Below are 22066 nucleotides of genomic sequence, written 5' to 3'. Positions count from 1 at the left end.
GATGAATGAATTATTTAAGCCACTAAAAGGTAAAATTCCTGATGTCAAAGAAATAAAAAAAAGGAAAGAGCACGTTAAAAGTATCATTATTCAATATCCGCGTTATAAAAAAATATTAGATAAAATAGAAGAACACCATCAGTTATCCTTTGGTTCTGTTCAGCCTGATGGTTTATTTATATATGGTGAAACTGGTCTTGGGAAATCTACTCTACTCAAAGAGTATGAAAGTAAATATCCGAGAAAAATTATTGATGGTTTTACAAAAATTCCGATTTTATATTTAACAGTTCCTGTAGGAGCAACACCAAAGTCAGTGGCTTCTAAAATATTGTTGAATATGGGAGATCCAAACTATGATCGTGGTACAGAGAATAATATGACTGTCAGAATATTATCTTTTGTTGAAAAGTGTGAAGTTGAAATGATTATAGTAGATGAGTTTCAACATTTAATTGATAGCGAAAGTAAAAATGTATTAAACAAAGCATCTAATTGGGTGAAAAATTTATCTAATGAAGTTAGAATACCAATATTAGTATGCGGAATGCCTGAATCAAATAAAGTCTTTGTTTATAATGAACAATTAGACCGCCGCTTTTGTGAAAAGCAAAGTTTACAGCCTTTTTCCTACCAATCGAAAGAAGAGGAAATAGAATTTAGAGCGTTTTTAAATGGATTAGATAAGCAACTGCCCTTTCCTGAGCAAGCTTTCTTAGCTGATCCAGTATTAGCAAAGAAGATTTTTTATGCAACTAAAGGAAATCCTTATTATATAAAAAAACTAATAGAAGAATCAACCGTACAGGCTTTAAAAAGTGGGAGTGATTTAATTTCTGAGGATGACTTGTATATTTCATTTAAATCCATTTCATTATCAACAAGACCCTTTGTTATCAATCCATTTAATGATGAGAAATTTAATTTGATTGATGCATTTGAGAAAGAGAAAAGGATGAAAAAATACATATAATAACGCGTAATAAGAAGGTGAAAAATAAATGAACTCGTTTTTACTAATATTAACGCTTTTATAATTGATAAACGTCTAGAACCTTGTTTCATAAGGGATTAGACGTTTTTTATGAGATTTAAGGTTAATAGTAATTAACGCTTAATTTAAAAGTTAACACTCATTTTATTTTAGTGGAGGAGTCTCTTGTGTAACTAAAGGGGGAGTTGAATAAGGTATAAGTTCAAAATATTATTTGACATTATCAATTAATGATGATAACATCTAATTAGAGGCGATAATATATGAAAACACAGGATAAAATTCAAATACGTGAATTGCTCCAGCAATTGGTAAGGGACTTTGGTCTTCTTCAGAAAGACGGATCTGATTGTTGTGGAATTACAGTATCACAAAGTCACATTGTTTATGAGTTAAGTAAGAGCCCAAATGTATCTCTACAGACATTGGCAGAAAAGTTAATGATGGATACAGGGCTTTTAAGTAGACAGGTAAATAAACTGGTTGAACTTAACTTTATTTTAAGAGTTCCAGATCCTAATGATAGAAGGTATGTCCTTTTGTCACTTACGGATGAAGGGGAATTGAAGGCAGAGGAAATTTCCAATCAAATGTTAGAGTATCTAGGTAATATTTTTCAACATATTCAGGAAGATAAACATCAACAGGTAATGGAAAGTCTAAGTTTGCTTCTATATGCAATGAATAAAAACAATGGGCTAGGTAGTTGTGCCACCAAATAAGGTGGCTTTCATTAAATATTATAATTGATAAAGTCAATTAATGTGAAAGTCAATTAAGGAGTTGGAAAAATGATTAGGAAAGTAGAGGAAAGGGATTTATTGGCTATATTAGAGATTTATAATCAAGGAATTGAAGATGGAATAGCCACCTTTGAAGAAGAACTTAAAGACGAAAACTATATTTACAAATGGTTTAATCTCCATAATGGAAGATATTGTGCTTTCGTAGCAACAAACGAACAAGGAGAAATAACTGGTTGGGCTTCCATAAATGCTTATAATACAAGAGCTGTTTACCAGGGTGTAGGAGAACTATCCATATATATACATAGGGGATTTAGGGGGAAAGGAATAGGTCAGCAATTATTACGGGTCTTAGAAGAAGAAGCAAAATCACATGGTTTTTACAAGTTAGTGCTCTTTACATTCCCTATCAATGCTTTAGGTCAAGGTCTGTATCGAAAGCAGAATTATAGGAAAGTTGGATTATTTAAAAATCAAGGAAAATTAAGAGGGGAATTTGTAGATGTAATGATTATGGAAAAATTGCTTTTTGATCAAGATTATTATTTGTTAAAAACAAAGGAGAGTAAATAATATGTCAGAATTCAAAATCGGATTAATTTAGTAATTTTTCCGGAATGATTTGTCATAAATATTCGTAATATAATTGAGTTGTTGTATTAAAATAAAGTTCTAGATGAAAAAAGTTGCTTTTTTACAAAAAGTTCTCAACTGATTTGAAGTTAAATGTAAAATAACTAAATATTTAGTATTATTTCATCTAAGATTAATTAAAATAGACAAAAAATTGGAAAACCTCTGTTCTTAAATTTGACAGAGGTTTTTATATTTTTTCCAATCAATATAAGGAAATTAACAATTATCAGCCAGCACTTGATGTTACCTAAAAATACTTGAAAAAATCACAAATTGGTAGTCACCCAATATAATTTAAGCTTAGGATTTTCCCTCCCAATTTGATAAATATCTGTATAAGCTGGACTTACTAATTCCAGTTGTATTTTGAATTTCTATTAATGAAAACTGCTTACTAATATACATATCAATTGCTTTTTGAATATTACGTAAAGACTTTTTGGGTCTACCTGTATTTTTCCCCTGGTTTTTAGCTGTTTTTATTCCTATTTTAGTGTTTTCACTTATAATATCGCCCTGAAGGTTTATTAGATGTTGTACATATTCATTAAACTTTTCTTCCATTACATTACTCGTATCAATATTCTCTTTAATAAACAAAATATAAGCATCTTTTTCCCTAATAATATTTAATATCTCCTTTAATTTTTTTAATGAATCAGCAATTGTATAAAATTTTTCAACCACAATCTTATCGTGTTTATTTAAGTTTAATAACATCTTTTTAAGTGTAGTTTTATTCTTGTGAGAACTAAGTTCTTCAGTATAGATTACGTTACAATGATAGGTAGTAAGACTTTCTAACTGATCTATACAATTAGGGTCATCTTCAACAGGCCTCATATAACCAATTAACATGTATTAGCCTCCTTAGTTTTTAAGCGTTTAAATAAACCATATCATAAAAATTATTTGAAAAAAAGAACCAAAATGGTTCCATTTTGGTTCTTTTGGTGTTAGACTGTTCAAAGTAAGTTAAAAAAGCTGATTATATATTTATTATATAAAATATTATAACGGAGGTATTTTTTAGTGATTGAAAAAATGAAGAGAGATTGGTTTTCAAATATTCCCGCAGATATTCTATCTGGAATAGTAGTTGCCTTGGCACTGATTCCAGAAGCAATAGCGTTTTCCATTATTGCGGGTGTTGATCCAATGGTTGGCCTGTATGCCTCTTTTTGTATGGCTGTAACCATTTCTTTTGTTGGCGGAAGACCAGCTATGATTTCGGCTGCGACTGGAGCTATGGCATTACTAATGGTGCCATTAGTAAAAGACTACGGTATAAACTACTTATTAGCAGCCACTATATTAACAGGTATTATCCAAGTTGTTTTTGGAGTTTTAAAAATAGCAAAGCTAATGAAGTTTATTCCGAGGGCAGTTATGGTTGGCTTTGTTAATTCTTTAGCTATTTTAATATTTATGGCACAAGTCCCTCATTTTATAGGTATCTCCAATATGACTTATATCTTTGTAGCCATTACATTATTGATTGTCTATATCTTACCAAGATTTATAAAGACGGTTCCAGCACCATTAATTGCAATTGTTTTATTAACAAGTTTAGCAATTTTCTCTGACTTTGATTTAAGAACAGTTGGAGATTTAGGTAATATCACTCAATCGTTACCATCTTTCTTTATTCCTGATGTACCACTTAATTTTGAAACATTAAAGATTATTTTTCCATATTCCATTGCATTAGCTATTGTAGGTTTATTAGAATCTCTTTTAACTGCTTCCATTGTGGACGACATGACTGGAACAGGTAGTAATAAAAATAGGGAAGCTAGAGGGCAAGGAATTGCCAATGTTATTACAGGTTTTTTTGGTGGTATGGCAAGTTGTGCGATGATAGGACAATCCGTTATAAACGTAAAGTCAGGTGGTAGAGGTAGGTTATCTACACTTGTTGCTGGACTATTTCTTATGTTTCTAATTTTGGTATTAGGGAATATAGTAGTCCAAATTCCAATGGCAGTCCTGGTAGGTATAATGATCATGGTTTCTATTGGTACATTTGACTGGTCATCTTTTACTTACCTAAAAAACGCTCCAAAAACAGATGCAGCAGTTATGTTAGTCACTGTTATCATCGTAGTAGCAACACATGATTTATCTATCGGTGTTATAGCAGGAGTTATATTAAGCGCCATCTTTTTTGTGGCTAAAATATCTAAAATTAAGTTGGTTAGGAATGTGAATAACCAGAATATTACTTTCGAGGTAGAAGGGCAGTTATTTTTCGCTTCCGTGGAAGAGTTCGTGGAGCAATTTGATTTTTCTGTGGAGAATAAGAATATTATTATTGATTTCACCAATGCGCACATATGGGATGATTCAGCTGTTGGTGCGATCGATAAAGTAGTGATTAAATATCGAGAAAATCATAACAACGTGACTATTAAAAACTTAAATGCAGCAAGTAAAAAAATCGTGGATAAGTTGGCAGTATTTAACGATCCAAATGCAAAATTATCTGCACACTAAAAAGGGGAGTGAAGTGTATAATGTATAAAAAAATACTATTAGCCATTGATGGATCAGAACATTCTAAAAGAGCAACAGAGGAAGCAATGAAAATTGCTTCTTTAAGTGAAGAAAGTACAATAAAATTAGTTTATGTTGTGGATTTTTCCAAATCAAAAGATGAGGTTTTACACGCTCATAATAAGGAGGAATTGGAGTTATCTCGCAAGAAAAAATTATTGCCTTTTGAAGAGTTATTAAATGCCAATAATATTGATTTTAGTTTTGAATTATTACACGGAGACCCTGGACCAGCTATAGTAGAACATGCTAATAAAAAAAAGTTTGATATGGTTGTAATCGGAAGCAGAGGACTTAACACTCTACAAGAAATGGTACTAGGCAGCGTCAGCCATAAGGTGGTTAAAAGAGCCAATTGCCCAGTATTGATAGTAAAATAATTGTATTATAAAACCCACTTTAAAAAAAGTGGGTTTTATTTTTGAGGAAAATGGAAATGAATGAGTTTAATTGAAAATAAAATAAAAATAACATAAATTAAGTTCCCGTTTTATATAAAAAGTTATATTATATATGTAAGCGCTTGCTTAGTTGGGAGGAATGAAAATGTATAGAAATATCTTATTAGCAACCGATGGTTCCGTACACTCAAAAAGAGCTGCATTAAACGCAATTTATATTGCTAACTGTTGCTCAGAATCTAAAGTAGAAATCGTTATGGTAAGTGATCCTTCAAAGGCAAAGACTGAGACCCTTCATAATTGGAATAGCTCTGAATTTGTTGATAAAAATAGAGGGAAAATTTCAGAAGTGGAAAAGTTAGTGAAAGAATCGGGGCTCAATTATGAAGTTGTTATATTAAAGGGAGAACCAGGTCAAGTTTTAGTAGACTACATTAATAACAAGGGTACAGATCTTGCAATAATGGGAAGCAGAGGATTAAACGTCCTACAGGAATTTGTTTTAGGTAGTGTAAGTCATAAAGTAACTAAAAGAGCTAACTGTCCAGTATTAATTGTAAAATAAACTTGCTAATTAGAAAGAAGGTTAAAACCTCCTCTAATTAGCTCTTTTTGCTATTGTTACTTTCTGAGGTTTTTTTGCAAGGATTGCTCCAAATATTCCAAGAATCGGAAATAACAGTAAAAATAATAAGCTTTCTATATAACTGTGAAAATAATCATATCCTATTCCTAGTGGCAATGGACCAATTGCAGAACCTACAACCATAACCATCATAGCAATCCCGTTTATACTCCCTAGGTATTTTCTTCCGAAATAATCAGACCATATAATATTGAGTGTAATTCTTTCTATTCCATTGCTTGCTCCCCATAATATTCCAAAAATAATTCCAATCCAAATGCTTTTTACATTTATTAACAGAATGAGGAATGTAATCTCTGTTAAGAATATCCCCATCAAAAGGATTTTTGTTTGTATTTTTTCTAGTATAAAACCTGACAAAAATGAAATTGGGAATCCAACTAATGCCATCAGGCTTAAAACACTAGCTGCTAACTGCGGGGACAGGTGCTGTTCTTGAAATATGGATAAGAGATGGAATGTAATAGCTGTATTTACAAGTGCAGGGATTCCCACGCAAACTAAAATTGCCCAAAAAGCTTTAGTTTGCATAGCTTCTTTTAAGGTCCAATCCATCACTAAATAAGAATGGGATATTTTATTATGAGATTTATTCTTGAATTTTTCTGTAATACCATCTGGCAAGGCTCCAATATCCTCAGGCCTATTTCTCACTCCTATTATAGCAAGGGGTGTGAAAATAATTAGTAATGCGACTCCCCATATTTGCCAGGTTGTTTGCCAGTCCCACTTATCAATTAACCACGTATTTGCAATAGGAAAAAAAGCAGCACTTGAAAAGCTTCCTATAGCCATAAAACTCATTGCTCTTCCTCGTTTTTTTATAAACCATTGTGGCACTATGGTATTAGGAATTAACGTCATACTTCCTTGACCCAAGAACCTAATCAAGAAAAAACCAATTCCTAACATCCAAATATTGGTAACAAAACTATTGAAAAAACAAGCTAATGAAAACAAGACACTTACTATTCCGAGCATTCTACGATAACCAAAGCGATCCATAAACTTTCCCATAAACATTATCAGAAATCCAGAGCATAAAGTAGCGATGGAATATAGACTGGATATTTCGGTTCTATTCCACCCAAAACTTTTTATGTATTCCTCAATGAATGTCGAATTTGAATAGGTTTGACCAGGCCCTGAAAAAAATGTACCTAAACCTGCTATAAAAACAATAAACCAACCGTAAAATATAGAAGTATTCCTCTTCCTTTTATTCATAGTATTAACTACACTCCTTTTGATTAAAAAGATGAGAAGATGGCTATCTAAAATAATTCTTGTATTAAGGAGCCAACCTCTAAAGTGATGAATTATAGTGGAGAATAGCTACACTAAGTAATGATTTAGTTTCACTAGTAATTAATTGGAGATTTGTAAAACACTGATGAAGTATTATTTTTCTAGATATCGATACAGAGTAGTTTTACTGATTCCGGTATGTTCCTTTATTTGGGCAAGACTGAATTTTCCACTTTTGTACATTGACATGGCAAGTTTAACATTTTTATCTGGCTTTTTTGGTCTTCCAGGTGCTTTTCCATTTTTTTTTGCTTCAAATAATCCTTCTTTGGTTTTTTCACTAATCAAGTCTGTTTGGAATTCAACTAAATGATTTAGTATCCCAGTAAATTCATAGTGTTTTGTTATGCTAGTATCGACATTTTCATGTAACGACTGCAAAAATGCGTTCTTTTTCTGAACTTTCTCCATTATTTCCAGAAGATGACGGGTGGAATCAGCAAGTGCGAAAAATTTAGTAATAACAATTTTGTCCTCACTTGAAAGAGAGTTTATTAATTCTATTAATTTTATTCTTTTTTTGGCTGAGGAATGGTCTTCTAAAATGATAGATGTGCAATTTATTGCTTCTAATTGAGTTATTTGTTTTTTGCAAGTAAGATCTTCTTGTGTTGGTCTAGCGTAGCCATATAACATATTTATCCTCCTGATGGTGTTGTGACCAAACTATAATAACATATTTTTTTATTGTACTTCCTATGATTTTCCTCTTATTAGAGATAATGTTTTTATTAAGTTTAATTGGACACAAGGTAAATCAATCAACTATGATAGATAATAATTTTTTCATATTTTTATTTATCAGGAGGATAATTGGCTTAGCTTAACAGTGCATCTCTAATTATTACTTTATATAAAAAGGTTTCTTAAAGTAGTTGAAAAAAGAAACCCTTTGTTAGTTTCTGTGACAATTTTTATAAAAGAAAATATTGTATTCTTACACTTCTATAATAATGGGTAGTAACATTGGTCGACGTCCAGTTTCAGCATATAAGAATGGACTAAGAACTTCCACAATCTCTTGTTTAATTTTCCCCCAATTTAATATATCTTGTTTGAGTAGTGTGGATACACATTCATTTACCACTTTTTCTATTGTTCTCATAAGTTCTTCAGACCCACGCATATAAACGAATCCTCTTGTAACTATTGCAGGTGGAGATACTAACTGCTTTTTTTTACTATCCATACTTAGACTTATGATGATAATTCCTTCTTCGGATAAAATTTTGCGATCACGTAATACAATATTTCCTATATCACCTATACCGCTTCCATCAACATAGACACCTTGGGAAGGTATTGTTTTACTGTTAATTCGTGCTTCATCTTCAGAGATTTCTAGTACTTGACCATTATCCATAACAAAGCAATTTTCTAGTGAAACACCCCAATCAACAGCTAATTCTACGTGTTTTTTTAACATTCGGTATTCTCCATGAATGGGCATGAAGTATTTGGGCTTTATTAGTGATATCATTAATTTTTGTTCTTCTTGGGTACCATGACCAGATGTATGAATATCACTAATTTTATGGTGTATAACATTTGCACCTACTCGGAATAATTGATTAATTGTCCGATTAACACTTATAATATTCCCAGGAATAGGAGAGGAAGAAAAAACAACTGTGTCACCTTTGACAATATGAATTTGTCGATGATTACCATTTGCTATTCTCGACAATGCAGCCATAGGTTCTCCTTGACTTCCTGTACATATAATAGTTACTTCATGAGTTGGAAGATAATTAATTTGACTGATTTCAACAAATATATCTTCAGGAGCCTGTATATAACCTAGGTTTTTTCCTATCTGAATTGTTTTTTCCATACTTCTTCCAACGATAGCGATTTTCCGCTTATAACGAATAGAAGCTTCAACTACTTGTTGTATTCTATGAATGTTTGATGCAAATGTCGCAAATAAAATACGAGATTGTGTTGCTTCGAATATCTCTTTAATCGATTCTCCAACTTTTTTTTCAGACATTGAAAAACCGGGTACTTCACTATTTGTACTATCAGATAATAAACATAAAACTCCTTCTCGACCAATTTCTGCTATTTTGTGAAGGTTGGCTTCTATCCCCATTGGTGTAAAATCAAATTTAAAATCACCTGTATGCACAATATTTCCATCAGGTGTGGTGATTACTACGCCGAAAGAATCTGGAATGCTATGTGTTGTTCGGAAAAATCTTACTTTTATATTGTCAAATTGAACATCAATATCATCTGAAATATGTATCATTTCTACATAACCTGTTTTATGTTCCTCTAACTTACTCTGAATTAATGCTGTTGCTAGAGCCCCTGCATAAATAGGTACTTTTATACGCTTAAATAAAAAAGGAACTCCACCTATATGATCTTCGTGTCCATGTGTAATAAATAAACCTTTAATTTTGTCTTTGTTTTTCTCCAAGTACGTATAATCAGGTATAACATAGTCTATACCTAATAATTCGGATTCAGGAAATTTAAATCCAGCATCTACAATTATAATTTCATCATTGTACTCGATTACATACATGTTTTTTCCGATTTCTCCTAGACCACCTAAAGCAAATATTTTTGTTTTGCTGCTATATTGTAAACTATTCATATTCTAACTCCTTCTAAATTAAAATTCGATAAGAGAAATTAATATCGATATATATCTAGATTTTATTAATGATTTTTCTAAATTTCGAAGAATTACTTTTGATATAAATATTTTATCTTCATCTTTCATACCATTATTAAGCATAGTCTATCATTTGTAGACCTAAAAAGGAACCTTTTTGAAACTGTTTCTTATGTCTCATAAGAATTAGGAAGTTTAACATTTGACAATATCAATTAATGACGTTATCATTTAGTGTAGAGGCGATAATATATGAAAACCCAGGATAAAATTCAAATACGTGAGTTGTTACAACAGTTGGTAAGGGACTTTGGACTTCTTCAGAAAGATGGTTCTGACTGTTGTGGAATTACAGTATCGCAAAGTCACATTGTCTATGAGTTAAGTAAGAGTCCGAATATATCTCTACAGACATTGGCAGAAAAGTTAATCATGGATACAGGACTTTTAAGTCGTCAGGTTAATAAATTGGTTGAGCTTCACTTCATCTCAAGAGTTCCAGACCCTAATGATAGAAGATATGTCCTTTTGTCACTTACAGATGAAGGGGAATCGAAAGCAGATGAAATTTCCAATCAAATGATGGAGTATCTCGGTAATATTTTCGAGCACATACAGGAAGATAAGCATCAACAGGTTTTAGAAAGTCTAAGTTTGCTATTGGTTGCAATGAACAAAAATAATGGGTTAGGTAGTTGTGCCACCAAATAAGGTGGCCTTCATTAAACAATATAGTTGATAAAGTCAATTAATGAAAAAGTCAATTAAGGGGATGGAAAAATGATTAGGAAAGTAGAGAAAAGGGATTTATCGGCTATATTAGAGATTTATAATCAAGGAATTGAAGATGGAATAGCCAGCTTTGAAGAAGAATCTAAAGACGAAAACTATATTTACAATTGTTTTAATCTTCATAATGGAAGATATTGTGCTTTCGTAGCAACCAATGAACAAGGAGAAATTATGGGGTGGGCTTCGATTAACCCATACAATAGTAGGGCTGCTTATGATTGCGTAGGAGAAATATCCATATATATACATAGGGGATTTAGGGGCCAAGGACTAGGACAGCAACTATTACATGTCTTAGAAGAAGAAGCAAAATCACAGGATTTCTACAAACTAGTGCTCTCTACATTTCCTATAAATACTTTAGGCCAAGGTTTATACCGAAAACTAAACTATAGGGAGGTTGGATTATTTAAAAATCAAGGAAGATTAAGAGGCAAATTTGTAGATGTAATGATAATGGAAAAGTTGCTTTTTGATCAAGATTACTATTTGTTAAATACAAAGGAGAGTAATTAATATGTCTGATTTTATCTTATCATCTTGCTGTCAGCCATCGGATGAAACTCAAGAAAATACAACTATCAGTAAAGAACTACCTATTGCTATTATTGGGGCAGGTCCTGTAGGTTTAGCTGCTGCAGCTCATTTGATTCAATATAAGCAAAAAGTGATTGTTCTAGAAGCTGGAACAGAAGTGGGAGCAAACATCCTTACTTGGAAGCATATAAAACTATTCTCACAATGGAAATACAACATCGATAAAGCAGCATCTACTTTATTAGAGAGAGATGGATGGGAACAACCGAATCTTGAGGAAATACCTACTGGTAAAGAACTCGTGGAAAATTATTTAATCCCTTTATCAAAGATTCCAGAATTACAAGAAGTAATAGCTTTAAATACAAAAGTCATTTCTATAGCCAAAAAAAATACCGATAAAATGAAGACAGCTAACAGAGAGAATGTCCCATTTGTTATTTATACAGAGTATAAAGGGACTATTCAAGTTCTTGAGTCAAGAGCTGTCATTGATGCTACTGGTACATGGGGAAATCCTAATCCAGCTAACTCCAATGGAGTTTGGTTAGAATCAGAAAAATCCCTGAAGGACAACATTTTTTATGGGTTACCTGATATCTTGGGAGAAAGTATAAACCGCTACAAAAATAAGAAAGTAGCAGTTATAGGAAGCGGTCACTCTGCCATTAATGCTTTATTAGAATTAGGGATTTTAAAGGAAAAGAACCCTAAAACAGAAATTATATGGATTATCCGCAAAGAACGGGTAGAGGATGCATATGGTGGAGAGGAAAAGGATGCCTTAGAAGCAAGAGGATTATTAGGCAGCAGGATTCATGGATTGGTGGATAAAGGGATCGTTCAAGTACACACTTCCTTTAGAGTAGATCAGTTGATAAAAAGGAATAATACCTCAACGCTAAATATTATAGGAGAAGTGAACGGTGTAAAGCTGGAAATTGAATCGATTGATGAAGTTATTGTCAATACAGGAAATCGACCTAGTTACTCTTTTTTAAATGAATTACGTACAAAAGTTGATTTTGCTACTGAAAGTGTAGAGGCAATTTCTCCTTTAATTGATCCTAATTTGCATAGCTGTGGAACAGTTCGTCCACATGGTGAAAAAGAATTGAGGCAGCCTGAGAAGAATCTATATATTGTTGGATCTAAAAGCTATGGTCGAGCTCCAACCTTCTTAATGGCTACAGGATATGAACAGGTACGTTCAATAGCAGCATTTATGGCAGGAGATATAGAATCTTCTGAAAAAGTAGAGCTAGATTTACCTGAGACAGGGGTTTGTAGCGTGAGTTTCTCTAATATTACACCTAATAATAGTTGTGAGACGAATTCGTGTTGCTCCTAATAATTAAGAGTGAGGGTTATATATGGTTATAAATAAAGGTGGCAATCTAAGTAAAGATTATTTTAAAGCTTACTTGAAATTAATCATGAATAGTTTGGAAGTTTCCATTGAATTAGCAAGAGAGAAGGCTTTTGCAAGATTATTTAGCAATAAAGAAAATACACTTGGATCTATATCCTATAGTAATTTCATTCGAGCTTATTGCGAATTAGAGAAGGAAATAGCTCATTAATTAAATATACTATTGAAAAGAGAAAATAAGAGTTTAACTAACTCTTATTTTCTTGCATACTATGACTACTCCATTTAGTATAAAGGTAATTCAAATGGAACGGATGATTATACATGACTATTGAACAAATAGATACTATTGCGAATATTTTGAAACTACTAGGTGATAAGACAAGGTTATCCATAATGGGAATGCTAATGATAAATGACTGCTGTGTATGTGAATTTGTGGATGTGTTTCAAATGTCACAGCCAGCTATAAGTCAACATTTGAGAAAATTAAAAGATGCTGGTCTGGTTAAAGAGCAAAGAAAAGGCAAATGGGTTATCTATTCTCTAGAGCAAGGAAATCAATATTTCCCTATGATTAAAAACATTTTAAATTACATTCCAAATCAAAATGAAAAATTTATTTGGCTTGAGGAAAACGGAATGCGTATTTCTTGTGAATAAATAAAATAATAAGGGTTAATGTGGTTGACATTAACTTTTTTTATAATTAACATATAAGCATATAATTATATACGCAAATGAGTTCTTCATTAATATCTTTGATTGGTTACATGAGTACCATTTTTTTTTGAAGATACTAAGGGAGGTAAATAAATCTGGCAACTGTAATGGATATAAAGGATACTGCAAATGTATTAAAGCTTTTAGGAGATAAAACAAGATTATCTATGGTAAGCATGTTGGATGAACAGGAGTGTTGTGTCTGTGAATTTGTTGAACTTTTTAATATGTCACAACCTTCTATTAGCCAGCATTTACGGAAGATGCGAGATCTTGGAATTGTTAAAGAACAAAGAAAAGGTCAGTGGGTGGTTTATTCTTTAAACACAACAAGTGAATACTACGTATTAGTTAAAGAGTTATTAAAACATGTTCCAAGTCAGAGAGAAAAATTACTATGGCTAGAGGAAAAGGGTTTAAGAATTATATGTAATTAATGGAGGTTAACAGCTTTGTTACAAACTATATTAGCAATAATTATCTTTTTAGTAACACTGACATTAGTTATCTGGCAACCGAAAAATCTTTCGATTGGTTGGTCAGCATGTGGCGGGGCAATATTAGCTCTTCTTGTTGGTGTAGTTGATTTCAATGATGTCATTGACGTAACTGGAATTGTTTGGAATGCAACACTTGCATTTGTCGCAATCATTATTATTTCTTTAATCTTAGATGAAATAGGATTTTTTGAATGGGCAGCTTTACATATGGCAAGAGTTGCTGGTGGTAATGGACTCAAGATGTTTGTTTACGTTGCTATTTTAGGTGCTATTGTTGCAGCGTTTTTTGCAAACGATGGGGCAGCACTAATTTTAACACCAATCGTTTTAGCGATGGTTAGAGCTTTAAAGTTAGACGAGAAAATGGTTTTTCCGTTTATCATTGCAAGTGGTTTTATAGCAGACACTACATCATTACCTTTAGTTGTTAGTAATTTGGTCAACATTGTTTCTGCTGATTTCTTTGATATCGGATTTGTAGAATATGCATCCAGAATGATTGTGCCAAATATTTTTTCTTTAATAGCAAGTATCCTGGTGTTGTACTTATATTTCCGTAAAAGAATTCCAAAGGTTTATGATTTAAATCAATTAAAAGTACCACAAGAAGCAATAAAAGATTTAAAGATGTTTCGTTTATCTTGGATGATTTTAGCTGTTTTACTTATTGGCTATTTCGTGAGTGAATTCCTGTCTATTCCAGTCTCAATCATAGCAGGTGTAATTGCGATTATTTTCCTTGTATTTGCAAGAAGAAGCGCTGCTGTATCTATTAAGAAAGTAGTAAAGGGTGCTCCGTGGGCAATTGTATTCTTCTCTATTGGAATGTATGTCGTAATTTATGGATTGCGTAATGTAGGTTTAACAGACCTGCTATCTAGTGTTATTCAAGCAGCTGCAGACCAAGGATTGTTTGTTGCAACCATGGGAATGGGATTCATTGCAGCAATCATATCGTCCATAATGAATAATATGCCAACTGTACTTATTGATGCATTAGCAATTGCAGATACAAATGCTACAGGAGTAATAAAAGAAGGGTTAATTTATGCCAATGTTATTGGATCTGATTTAGGTCCTAAGATTACACCAATTGGTTCATTAGCAACGTTGTTATGGCTCCATGTTTTATCTCAAAAAGGTGTAAAAATATCATGGGGAACTTATTTTAAAACAGGTATTGTCTTAACTATTCCAACCCTTTTGATAACTCTAATCGGCTTATATCTGTGGCTTTCCATTCTTTCATAAATGAACGGGAATTGTTAATTATACAGAGTAATATTGATACTAATTTTGGAGGATATAAATATGAAAGTACTAATTATAGGATCTGTAGCAGCAGGAACATCTGTAGCAGCAAAGGCACGTAGGAACGATGAAAATGCGGAAATCACTCTATATAATGCAGACTATGACATTTCTTATTCCATATGCGGTATTCCTTATTTTCTAGGTGGAGAAGTAGAAAATCTGGAAACATTAACTCCAAGAAGTGCTGCTTGGTTTAAAAAGCGATATAACGTAGATATTTTTACTCGTCATGAAGTAACTACAATTGATGCCGAGCAGAAGAAAGTTCAAGTGAAGAACTTAGATACAAATGAAATAAAAGAAGACTCTTATGATGTATTGGTTTTTGCAACAGGGGCTTCTCCAATTAAACCTGATATTGATGGAGTAGATGGAGAGCATGTTTTCCAAGTTCGTACGATACAAAATACAGCAGCTATTGATCAATATATGAAAGCAAACCAACCAAAGAAAGCAACCATCATAGGAGCTGGCTATATTGGATTAGAAATGGCAGAACAGCTTACTCATAGAGGTTTAGAGGTAACAATCGTACAACGTAGTAATCATGTAATGGCACATATGGATAAAGATATCGCTTCACGAGTGGAAGAACACTTAGTTAAAAAAGGAGTCAATCTCATCTTAAATGATGAGGTAACTGCGATAAGCAAGAAGGAAGTACAAACTAAATCAGGAAAAGCTATTGAAACGGATATTGTTATATTAGCTACGGGTGTTCGTCCAAATACACAATTGGCTAAGGAAATCGGTGTTGAAATTGGTAGTACTGGAGCTATTGCAGTTAACTCCAAAATGCAGACTAACCTTCCTGATGTTTATGCTGTTGGTGATGTTGCTGAAAGCTACTCCGTTATTACAGGAAAACCTATCTATCGTCCATTAGGAAGTACAGCTAATAAAATGGGAAGAATAGCTGGAGATGTAATAACGGGAGGTTCTTTAGAACACCGAGGTATTTTAGGTACTGGTATCTTAAGAGTATTTGATTTGGCTGTTGGTCAAACAGGTATGAATGAAGTAGAAGCATTAGAAGAAGGCTATGATATCGAAATACTTCATAATATTAAACCGGCTAGAGCAGAGTACCTCGGAGGAAAAGAATTAGTTATTAAAGCAATTGCTGATAGAGAAACTGGCAGAATATTAGGTGTACAAATAGTTGGAGAAGAAGGTGTAGATAAACGGATTGATGTATTTGTAACAGCAATGACGTTTAAAGCAAAAGCAGAAGATTTATTCCATCTAGATCTTGCCTATGCACCTCCATTCAGTACAACAAAAGATCCAGTAATGTACACTGGAATGGCTCTGCAAAATGCTATTGAAAAGAAAAATAAGCTAATTACACCAAAGGAACTAACGGAGAGAATAGAAAAAGGAGAAGCTCTTCAAGTAATTGATACCAGAGCACCAAAACAACATAATGTATCAAAAGTGGAGAGTGCAATAAATATACCACTAGGTGAATTACGTGTGAAAAGTAGAGAGCTTGATCGTAACTTACCAACCGTAACTTACTGTAATGGTGGAGTCACTGGGAATGCTGCACAAAATGTTTTGCGTAACTTAGGGTTTAATGATATATATAATCTTTCTGGTGGAAATAAGAATTACCAAAATTATATGAAGAACAAATAATAATTAACATTTAGACCTCGGGTGTAGAGTACTTGGGGTCTTTTTTTGCAAAAGTGTTATATATCCAATACTAAGTTAAGAAGAAGAGCTTGTAAAAAAATGTACTTAAACAAATGAGTGCTTCCCTTGAATTATTGGAACTTCTCTTCCTTATGTCGCTATGGGAGCAGAATAATTATACAAGGTGATTATTATGATTTTTTCGTTCCAGATAGAAATTGATATAATGAACTCTAATCAAACTTACAATCTTGTTTCAAAAGATAAAGAGATGGTGAAAGTTAGTAATTTTGAAAGATAGCGAAGTTTCAATGTATTTCGCTTATTGTAATGAATGATGAAGCATATCTTGGTATAATTGACTATGAGTGTTAACATTTTGTTATATATGGATAAATGAGGGATTTGAATTGGCGTTAAATTTATTGTTACATAAAAAAAATGATATAAAAAATGATAATTTAATCGTACTGATACATGGACTTGGTGCATCTGATAATACATGGAAACAGGATGGTATTTCATGGATAGATCTATTTTTAACTGATGATACATTTAAAAATGTAGATGTAGCGGAAATAACTTATGATACATTCCATTTAGCAAACGGATTATTGGCTCTAATGGGAATTAAAAAACTTAAACTAGGTAAATTTAAAAGTTTTTCTGTTGGAAAAGGTCCTTTTACTACTATTGAAACTTTGGCTAGGGAATTAAAAAGAGAAATTGACTCGAAAAAAATTAAGCAATATAAAAATGTATTATTAATCGGTCATAGTATGGGTGGATTAGTAGCTATAAGATATATTCTCGAGGAACTTGAACATAATCAAACTCATAATGTAAAAGGTATGATTAGTTTAGCTACACCATATAATGGTTCTTCATTTGCTTTATATAATCAATTAATAAAGAGTATAAACAAGCATGCTCAAATTCCATCTTTAGAGCCTAATAGCAGTTTTTTAGATGAAACGATAAGATTATGGCAAAAGCATTTAGAAACAATTAATTTAGATTTTAAATTTTTCTTTGGAACAGAGGATACTATTGTGCCAGAAAACAGCGCCATTCCACATATTGTCAGATCGAAATGGACAGGAGGAATTCCTCTTCCAGGAGATCATAGTGGGATCTTAAAAGTAGAAAATCATAGTTCTATAAGTTACAGACATGTTAGTGAAGCAGTAAATGAGATTTTTGAAAGAGATATTGTATTAAAAAAAAAATAATAGATGAGCAAAGAAAGCTAACTTTAGCAAAATCTATTTCACGACTTAAGGCAAATGGTTTGGATAAAGAACAAGCTTTATATTTTTTAGAGAATAAACACTATAATTTTGAATATTTAAAGCCAACTGACGAAAAACGATTAGTAGTAATAGAAGGTGAGTTTGGACTAGGTAAATCTTTTGCTATTGATAAGATTTATTTAGATTTGTTATTAAGAGCAGAGAATGAATTTGATTTTCCTATTCCGATAAGTATAAATGCAGCACAATTAGACATTGACGTTCAAAAGTATCTAGAAAAAATAGTTCTTGATAAATCAAAAAGATACTGGATTATAGTAGATGGAATGGATGAAGTATCAGTATCAATCGCATCAAATATATTAGAAAATATGCGTATTGCTATTGAAAGATGGGATAATCTCTGCATAATCCTTACAAGCAGACCATTAAGTATTTTTGCTAATATCTCTGAAAAGATAAGAATGAAAGGTTTGAATGAAGATGAAGCATTAGAGATAGTAAATTTTATCAATAATCAGCAAAAACTTTATCATTTTTACAATCTACCTAAAGACATAGAAGTAGTAATTCAACGTCCTCTTTTCGCGATTTTACTTGGATTATATTTAAGAAAAACAAATAATATAATCCCAAATACCAGTGGCTAACTACTAGCATACTTAATAGAAAACGCCTTTAAAAATGTAGAAATAAATGAATCAAATACAAATCAGTTACTAATGAATTTAGCTATGATAAGTACTAGCAGTGGAAATGTTCCTGTTAAAAAGACTGAAATAGGTGACATTGTCGAAGTTAGGAGTCTCTTAAACAGTGGTTTGATTATTGAAGAAAATGGTTACATATCATTTGTTCTTCCGATATTGAATCAATGGTTTGCTGCTAAGTCGTTATCCGAAAATATGATAAATATTAATCACATAATTGAAAAGGGTACTTTAGATTACTGGAAATATCCTCTTATTATTCTAATTACCATATTTAAGGAGGATACTATTGACAATATTCTTCGCGAAATTGTAGAAAAGGTACCAGGTTTTGCTTCAGTACTAATAGAGGAAAGTATAAAAAAATGGGGAATTCATAATGATATAACCTCTTTATCAACACAAGAATGTGGAGAAAAAATTAGAATGACCATGAGTTCTTGGATAAAATCTTTAGGCATCTTAGCTGATATTATTGCACCAGTGGATATGAATCGAACTATCCTACCTATTGGAATAATGAAAGATGACGAATGGTTATATATATCTTGGTATAGGGGAAGAAAAAAACTGCCTGAAATCAATATCCTAGATGGAAATAAGATTGAATATGACTGGCTAAGTTATAAAGGAGCTAGACCAGGTGATAGATCAAGTTGGTATTGGAGATGGACATTCGAGGAATTAAGGGGTAAATTAACAAAAATAATTAAAAATAAGGCATTGCCCATCTGTACAGAGATAATTTATAAAGAATTAATGTGGAGCACTTCCTTAAAAATAGTCAGGAAAGGCTCTTTATACACCAAAAGTATCAGTATAAATGAAATAAAATCTAGAATTGAAAAAGAATATCAGAATATTTCAGATATAAATGTAAATAAAAAACGAGTTCCAATGTCATTGTATAAGGATTACATTGCAAATTTAGAGATTAAAGGTATTAATGTTGTAGAATGTCCGATACCTGGGGAGGATATTGAAAATCCTAAAGACAATTGGGTATGGAGTGCCTACTCCGATGAACAGCTATATATAAGAACTGTAAAAATTTATAAAGAAGTGATTATTGGATATAAAGAGATTGTTGAAACATTCTTCCCATTATTAAAAAATAGGTTAAGGAAGTTTGTACTTTATCCTTTTACTCTAAAAGGAGATTTACAAGCACCTAAAGAAACAGATGGATTCTCTGCGGGTCCGGGATTAAATTGGCACTTAGAACCTTTGCCATCAGATTATAAAGATTTTATTTTAGATATCCAATTTACAAAAGAAGATTCAGATGATTTTCATCTTGATGATAATATTATCTATGAAATTGGTAAAAAAATTAAAGAATATCGTCGAGATGATTGTATGTGGTTAAGTGTGACTCGTACTGGTCAAGTATTAGATATATTCGAGGATACACCAATAACTGACATTATTTATAAATGGCTAGAGCAAGACTTGAAATCAATAAATTGGGTTGATTAGTATTATATAGAGAGTTAATTAAAATCCTAAAATTTACACCCAAATTTAAAGTTACACATTTTGATTATTTTATCATTTGTGTAGCTTTTTTGAATTATTTTTGCCCCAAAAGTTGCTCTTCCTCCTGCATAGCCACCTTTATATTCTTTGTAGTTCTGTAGCTAATATATTATTTCTAATAGAAAACAAAATATTTTTTCCGATTAAATATGAAAAAATAATTAGTATTTATCTATTAAAATGACCGTTCCTGATAATTATGAAGAAAACAATAAAAAAATAGGCGCTTTAGCAAGATTGCATTCCGAAAGATTATGAAAAATAACATATTGATGGAATTTAGTATAAGTATAAAGAAGTTATAATCTAAAAAATTTAAAAGGTGGACCTTAATATGCCAGTATATAGCATTTTTAATAATACTAAAGTGAAAGTAACTCCAACGGAAGCAGCAATAGATGTTGCAGCCGCTTATATAGGAAATAAAACGCTAACCATCTTACCTAGTTTTAACGGACAAGACTATAAAGGTGATACAATCACTCTCTTTATAGTAGGTGGAAGTTATAAAGGACATGAATATTTACCTGAATCGGGTATTACCAAAATACAAATAAGATATAAATATAATTTAAACGTATTCTTATGTAAATTAAGAGAATACTTCAAGGTCAATATTCTTCATGAAGACATAGTTGATTCACTTTCAGATATCAAAATTAGTTAAATGTAACAATTAAAATGGCATTCAAAAATCTCTCGGCTTGATAGGTACATTATTCAACCGAGAGATTTTTAATATTTAGAAAATGTATTTTATTTTCTACACTTAATAAATAAAGTACATTATTTATTAAGTGTAGAACTATCATAACAACCAAAGATAATTTCTTAGATAAAAACTTATTAATAAGAAATTGAAATTCCTTTTTATTCCTTGTGTTTTCTATTGTTGAACAAGGTTCTTTAATTAATAATCTTTTTCTTTCTTCAAGTAACAATCCTACATCTTTGTCTTCCTCTTTTTTTAGTAAAGCTGCATATTAATGTTAATTCAAAACAAATAGATGAACTATTATATGTTATTCGATTGGAAAATATTCTAAGAAGGTATCGATGAGGTTTTTGAGGTCGGTGGAAGTATTGGTTGCATCATATTGGTTTTTTAGATGGAGTAACAAATCATAGTCGTTCAATTATATCCCTCCTTTCATATTAATCTTTCTATTTCATAAGTATATAATCCTACTAGTTCACAATTTATTCAAAAAAAGTTTAATTTTTGGTACACTCTCTTCACTTTTTCCCTATAACTCTTTAGATGTTTAATATTAACCGTTTGTCCTAATAGAAGTTAAGATTGCAAGTATCTAATTATAGGGCTGAAATTACTCGAACATTTTCCGGTTATATATAAAGGACAGTTAACTATAATAAAGTCACGAACGAAGTAATCTATTTACTTAGAAAGTTCAAAGTGAAAGGAGATAATAAAATGAAGAAAAAAGAAGTAATTAACCAATTAGAAAATTTCTTAAATGAGGTAAACAGAAGAAAGGAAGATCAACTTTTAAAAAAGTTGTATGATAAGCAAATTCTTGATGAATTATCTTCAGATGTTCTTTATATTAAGGTCATCTTAGAAGGAAGTTCAAATAACGAAATTCTTCTCAGCGAAATGGAAGAATTACAAATTCATTTTGACCATATGAAAGAACTTGTTGAATCAGATCTCTTTAGTCCACTCTATCATTTAATGATAGGTTTAGAGTTCTTTTAGAATAAAAGATCCGTTTAACTGGACTGTGTTAGAAAGATTCCCACTCTTT

At 31.7% G+C, this 22066-nt stretch carries 23 protein-coding genes; 19 read left to right on the top strand and 4 right to left on the bottom strand.

Going from position 1 to position 22066, the window contains the following annotated elements; genetic code table 11:
* Position 1: 1 nt before the first annotated feature.
* The 3 genes from NiCM35_RS20790 to NiCM35_RS20780 all read left to right on the top strand — a co-directional run bounded on the left by NiCM35_RS20790 (position 2) and on the right by NiCM35_RS20780 (position 2313).
* On the top strand, positions 2–973 hold the full coding sequence (locus NiCM35_RS20790) for a TniB family NTP-binding protein (RefSeq protein ID WP_016204945.1): 972 nt from the start codon (positions 2–4) through the stop codon (positions 971–973).
* A gap of 284 nt (positions 974–1257) precedes the next feature.
* On the top strand, positions 1258–1716 hold the full coding sequence (locus NiCM35_RS20785; RefSeq protein ID WP_016204944.1) for a MarR family winged helix-turn-helix transcriptional regulator: 459 nt from the start codon (positions 1258–1260) through the stop codon (positions 1714–1716).
* A gap of 69 nt (positions 1717–1785) precedes the next feature.
* On the top strand, positions 1786–2313 hold the full coding sequence (locus NiCM35_RS20780; protein WP_016204943.1) for an arsinothricin resistance N-acetyltransferase ArsN1 family A: 528 nt from the start codon (positions 1786–1788) through the stop codon (positions 2311–2313).
* 363 nt (positions 2314–2676) lie between these two features.
* Here NiCM35_RS20780 and NiCM35_RS20775 read toward each other — a convergent pair whose 3' ends face one another.
* Entirely contained in the window at positions 2677–3234 is a 558-nt protein-coding gene (locus NiCM35_RS20775; RefSeq protein ID WP_016204942.1) for a recombinase family protein, read from the bottom strand.
* Positions 3235–3408: 174 nt separating this feature from the next.
* On the opposite strand from NiCM35_RS20775, the gene NiCM35_RS20770 reads away from it, so the two are divergent.
* The 3 genes from NiCM35_RS20770 (at position 3409) to NiCM35_RS20760 (ending at position 5898) form a co-directional block, all read left to right on the top strand.
* On the top strand, positions 3409–4872 hold the full coding sequence (locus NiCM35_RS20770) for a SulP family inorganic anion transporter (RefSeq protein WP_016204941.1): 1464 nt from the start codon (positions 3409–3411) through the stop codon (positions 4870–4872).
* A 20-nt stretch (positions 4873–4892) separates the two neighbouring features.
* Complete coding sequence (locus NiCM35_RS20765) at positions 4893–5312, top strand: universal stress protein (protein ID WP_016204940.1); 420 nt, start codon at positions 4893–4895, stop codon at positions 5310–5312.
* Positions 5313–5478: 166 nt separating this feature from the next.
* Positions 5479–5898, top strand: coding sequence for a universal stress protein (locus NiCM35_RS20760; protein ID WP_016204939.1), 420 nt, complete (start codon positions 5479–5481; stop codon positions 5896–5898).
* 33 nt (positions 5899–5931) lie between these two features.
* On the opposite strand, the gene NiCM35_RS20755 is transcribed toward NiCM35_RS20760, so the two are convergent.
* From NiCM35_RS20755 to rnjA, 3 genes are all read right to left on the bottom strand, one after another.
* Positions 5932–7206, bottom strand: coding sequence for an MFS transporter (locus NiCM35_RS20755; protein ID WP_016204938.1), 1275 nt, complete (start codon positions 7204–7206; stop codon positions 5932–5934).
* Positions 7207–7380: 174 nt separating this feature from the next.
* Positions 7381–7923: a recombinase family protein gene (locus tag NiCM35_RS20750; RefSeq protein ID WP_016204937.1), complete on the bottom strand. Its 543-nt coding sequence runs from the start codon at positions 7921–7923 to the stop codon at positions 7381–7383.
* A 301-nt stretch (positions 7924–8224) separates the two neighbouring features.
* Positions 8225–9895: a ribonuclease J1 gene (gene rnjA, locus NiCM35_RS20745; protein ID WP_047945031.1), complete on the bottom strand. Its 1671-nt coding sequence runs from the start codon at positions 9893–9895 to the stop codon at positions 8225–8227.
* A gap of 273 nt (positions 9896–10168) precedes the next feature.
* Here rnjA and NiCM35_RS20740 point away from each other — a divergent pair, with 273 nt between their 5' ends.
* The 13 genes from NiCM35_RS20740 (at position 10169) to NiCM35_RS20680 (ending at position 22017) form a co-directional block, all read left to right on the top strand.
* Complete coding sequence (locus NiCM35_RS20740; protein ID WP_016204934.1) at positions 10169–10627, top strand: MarR family winged helix-turn-helix transcriptional regulator; 459 nt, start codon at positions 10169–10171, stop codon at positions 10625–10627.
* A 69-nt stretch (positions 10628–10696) separates the two neighbouring features.
* Positions 10697–11224 carry an arsinothricin resistance N-acetyltransferase ArsN1 family A gene (locus NiCM35_RS20735; RefSeq protein ID WP_016204933.1) on the top strand — a complete coding sequence of 176 codons (528 nt, stop codon included), beginning with the start codon at positions 10697–10699 and terminating at the stop codon, positions 11222–11224.
* Position 11225: 1 nt separating this feature from the next.
* A complete protein-coding gene (locus NiCM35_RS20730) occupies positions 11226–12596 on the top strand; it encodes an NAD(P)-binding domain-containing protein (protein WP_109769256.1) in 1371 nt (456 codons plus the stop codon).
* Positions 12597–12618: 22 nt separating this feature from the next.
* Positions 12619–12828 (top strand): hypothetical protein, encoded by a 210-nt coding sequence (locus NiCM35_RS20725; protein ID WP_016204931.1) that lies wholly within the window; start codon positions 12619–12621, stop codon positions 12826–12828.
* Positions 12829–12941: 113 nt separating this feature from the next.
* Positions 12942–13280, top strand: coding sequence for an ArsR/SmtB family transcription factor (locus NiCM35_RS20720; RefSeq protein WP_016204930.1), 339 nt, complete (start codon positions 12942–12944; stop codon positions 13278–13280).
* A 167-nt stretch (positions 13281–13447) separates the two neighbouring features.
* Positions 13448–13777, top strand: coding sequence for an ArsR/SmtB family transcription factor (locus tag NiCM35_RS20715; protein ID WP_016204929.1), 330 nt, complete (start codon positions 13448–13450; stop codon positions 13775–13777).
* 15 nt (positions 13778–13792) lie between these two features.
* Positions 13793–15091, top strand: a complete 1299-nt coding sequence (locus NiCM35_RS20710; protein ID WP_016204928.1) for an arsenic transporter — start codon at positions 13793–13795, stop codon at positions 15089–15091.
* 60 nt (positions 15092–15151) lie between these two features.
* Positions 15152–16795, top strand: coding sequence for an FAD-dependent oxidoreductase (locus tag NiCM35_RS20705; protein ID WP_016204927.1), 1644 nt, complete (start codon positions 15152–15154; stop codon positions 16793–16795).
* A gap of 410 nt (positions 16796–17205) precedes the next feature.
* Positions 17206–18027: an alpha/beta fold hydrolase gene (locus tag NiCM35_RS20700; RefSeq protein ID WP_047945083.1), complete on the top strand. Its 822-nt coding sequence runs from the start codon at positions 17206–17208 to the stop codon at positions 18025–18027.
* A 59-nt stretch (positions 18028–18086) separates the two neighbouring features.
* Positions 18087–18698 (top strand): hypothetical protein, encoded by a 612-nt coding sequence (locus NiCM35_RS20695; protein WP_047945082.1) that lies wholly within the window; start codon positions 18087–18089, stop codon positions 18696–18698.
* Positions 18699–18770: 72 nt separating this feature from the next.
* Positions 18771–20237 carry a hypothetical protein gene (locus NiCM35_RS20690; protein ID WP_109769258.1) on the top strand — a complete coding sequence of 489 codons (1467 nt, stop codon included), beginning with the start codon at positions 18771–18773 and terminating at the stop codon, positions 20235–20237.
* A 394-nt stretch (positions 20238–20631) separates the two neighbouring features.
* Complete coding sequence (locus NiCM35_RS20685) at positions 20632–20964, top strand: hypothetical protein (protein WP_016204923.1); 333 nt, start codon at positions 20632–20634, stop codon at positions 20962–20964.
* A 768-nt stretch (positions 20965–21732) separates the two neighbouring features.
* A complete protein-coding gene (locus NiCM35_RS20680) occupies positions 21733–22017 on the top strand; it encodes a hypothetical protein (RefSeq protein ID WP_016204921.1) in 285 nt (94 codons plus the stop codon).
* The last annotated feature ends 49 nt before the right edge of the window (positions 22018–22066 follow it).

Origin of the sequence: Niallia sp. M35 (assembly GCF_050971705.1) — a bacterium.
Lineage (GTDB): Bacteria > Bacillota > Bacilli > Bacillales > Cytobacillaceae > Niallia > Niallia circulans_A.
The sequence above is the reverse complement of the archived record's forward strand: the minus strand, read 5'-3'. Positions and strand labels throughout refer to the sequence as shown.

Coding starts and splice junctions, on each gene's coding strand:
- NiCM35_RS20790 (WP_016204945.1), top strand. CDS start 2: ATGAATGAATTATTTAAGCCACTAAAAGGTAAAATTCCTGATGTCAAA.
- NiCM35_RS20785 (WP_016204944.1), top strand. CDS start 1,258: ATGAAAACACAGGATAAAATTCAAATACGTGAATTGCTCCAGCAATTG.
- NiCM35_RS20780 (WP_016204943.1), top strand. CDS start 1,786: ATGATTAGGAAAGTAGAGGAAAGGGATTTATTGGCTATATTAGAGATT.
- NiCM35_RS20775 (WP_016204942.1), bottom strand. CDS start 3,234: ATGTTAATTGGTTATATGAGGCCTGTTGAAGATGACCCTAATTGTATA.
- NiCM35_RS20765 (WP_016204940.1), top strand. CDS start 4,893: ATGTATAAAAAAATACTATTAGCCATTGATGGATCAGAACATTCTAAA.
- NiCM35_RS20760 (WP_016204939.1), top strand. CDS start 5,479: ATGTATAGAAATATCTTATTAGCAACCGATGGTTCCGTACACTCAAAA.
- NiCM35_RS20755 (WP_016204938.1), bottom strand. CDS start 7,206: ATGAATAAAAGGAAGAGGAATACTTCTATATTTTACGGTTGGTTTATT.
- NiCM35_RS20750 (WP_016204937.1), bottom strand. CDS start 7,923: ATGTTATATGGCTACGCTAGACCAACACAAGAAGATCTTACTTGCAAA.
- rnjA (WP_047945031.1), bottom strand. CDS start 9,895: ATGAATAGTTTACAATATAGCAGCAAAACAAAAATATTTGCTTTAGGT.
- NiCM35_RS20740 (WP_016204934.1), top strand. CDS start 10,169: ATGAAAACCCAGGATAAAATTCAAATACGTGAGTTGTTACAACAGTTG.
- NiCM35_RS20735 (WP_016204933.1), top strand. CDS start 10,697: ATGATTAGGAAAGTAGAGAAAAGGGATTTATCGGCTATATTAGAGATT.
- NiCM35_RS20730 (WP_109769256.1), top strand. CDS start 11,226: ATGTCTGATTTTATCTTATCATCTTGCTGTCAGCCATCGGATGAAACT.
- NiCM35_RS20725 (WP_016204931.1), top strand. CDS start 12,619: ATGGTTATAAATAAAGGTGGCAATCTAAGTAAAGATTATTTTAAAGCT.
- NiCM35_RS20720 (WP_016204930.1), top strand. CDS start 12,942: ATGACTATTGAACAAATAGATACTATTGCGAATATTTTGAAACTACTA.
- NiCM35_RS20715 (WP_016204929.1), top strand. CDS start 13,448: ATGGATATAAAGGATACTGCAAATGTATTAAAGCTTTTAGGAGATAAA.
- NiCM35_RS20705 (WP_016204927.1), top strand. CDS start 15,152: ATGAAAGTACTAATTATAGGATCTGTAGCAGCAGGAACATCTGTAGCA.
- NiCM35_RS20690 (WP_109769258.1), top strand. CDS start 18,771: ATGAATTTAGCTATGATAAGTACTAGCAGTGGAAATGTTCCTGTTAAA.
- NiCM35_RS20685 (WP_016204923.1), top strand. CDS start 20,632: ATGCCAGTATATAGCATTTTTAATAATACTAAAGTGAAAGTAACTCCA.
- NiCM35_RS20680 (WP_016204921.1), top strand. CDS start 21,733: ATGAAGAAAAAAGAAGTAATTAACCAATTAGAAAATTTCTTAAATGAG.